Below are 1,429 nucleotides of genomic sequence, written 5' to 3'. Positions count from 1 at the left end.
GTGAGGTCATTAACTTGCTCACTGTTTAAGCCAGCCTCATTTCCCAGTTTGTGAGCAAGCTCGGTCATTCTCATCGAATGCTCTCTTGTCTCTGCACTTTTTGCTTCCAGAGTTGCCAGCATATTCTTCACCAGCTTATTTTCTGCACTTCGCGATTTTGTCAGTTTATCCTTATACATTCTTTCATCGGCTCTATTAAAAACAGTTTCGTAAGAGGTTTCTTCTTTCTTTTTGACTGCACTGCCAATACCTAAATTAATCGGTATATCTTTAAATTCTGCTCCTTTACATGCACTTTCAATTCTTTCTATCACTTCTTCAGCCGTTTCCCTATCTGTCTGGGGCAATAAGATGACAAATTCATCGCCAGCCCAGCGCGCCACCAAATCTTCATCTCTGGTGACTTTTTGTAAAATTTCGGCGGTTTTTATCAAAAGTTCATCTCCTACCTCATGCCCGTAAGTATCGTTGACTATTTTAAGGCCGTTGATATCACAGTATATCAAGCTTATAGGATACTGTCTTTCTGTGTTCAGCCGCTCCATCTCTGCTTCCATAAAAGTTCGGTTATATAAATCTGTCAGGCTATCATGATAGCCCAGATACTTTAATTTTTCTTCTTTTTCCTTGAGTTCGGTTATATCCAGCTGTGTGGAAAGTATCCCTTTCTCACCGCTGGGAAGGGTTACCCTGGTTTCATTTAAACTAACGTGGTATTCATCCCCATTTTTTCTATGGCCAATCCCTGTATAATTAACGTCTTCACCTGCAATGATTTTCTCAATATTTTCCTTAGCCTCTTCCCTGTATTCAGGAGGTGTTACAGTTTTTACAACATTACTCCCAACCAATTCTTCTTCACTGTAACCTGTTATTTCACAGGTACTTTCGTTAACCTCAAGAATGTTTCCTTCACTATCCTCAAGTATTATCCCTACAGGAGCAGTTTCAAATATTTTTCGATACTGCTCTTCTCTAACTTTGAGATTCTCCTGGGTTTTCTTTAACTCGGTTATGTCTTTGCCCGTGCAAATGACGTATTCAACTTCTCCTGAGTCAGATAGTATCGGCGTTTTTGTAATAAGCAGTACCCGTTCTTCTCCTGAAGAATTTAATACTTTTTCTTCCCTCTTAATTTCTTCTTTCTCTGCAAAAACTTTTTTATTACCCTGCAAACATCTCTGCTGACTTCTCCTGACTTTTCTAACCTCATAAACCTCGCTGTTTAAAATATCTTTTTTATCCATACCTACAAATTCAGCAAATGCATCATTTACTCTTCTGTATGTCCGCTCATCCTCTAAAAGCCATACCTGTACATCAATATTGTCTAGCAGAAGTTGTTGTTCATCTTTTGCCTCCTTTAATTCTCTTTCTGCTTCTAATCTGTCAGTGATATCTCTGACAAATTCTACTATACCTGTAACTT

Annotated in this window: 1 protein-coding gene; it reads right to left on the bottom strand. The window is 38.6% G+C overall.

Features of this window, described 5'->3' with window-relative positions; genetic code table 11:
* A partial coding sequence (locus BLT15_RS13025; protein WP_143423116.1) for a sensor domain-containing diguanylate cyclase occupies positions 1-1,429 on the bottom strand: 1,429 nt, incomplete at both ends.

The organism is Halarsenatibacter silvermanii (assembly GCF_900103135.1).
Classification (GTDB): Bacteria; Bacillota; Halanaerobiia; order Halanaerobiales; family Halarsenatibacteraceae; genus Halarsenatibacter; species Halarsenatibacter silvermanii.
Note: the sequence above shows the minus strand (reverse complement) of the source record. Positions and strands in the feature narration are given on the sequence as shown.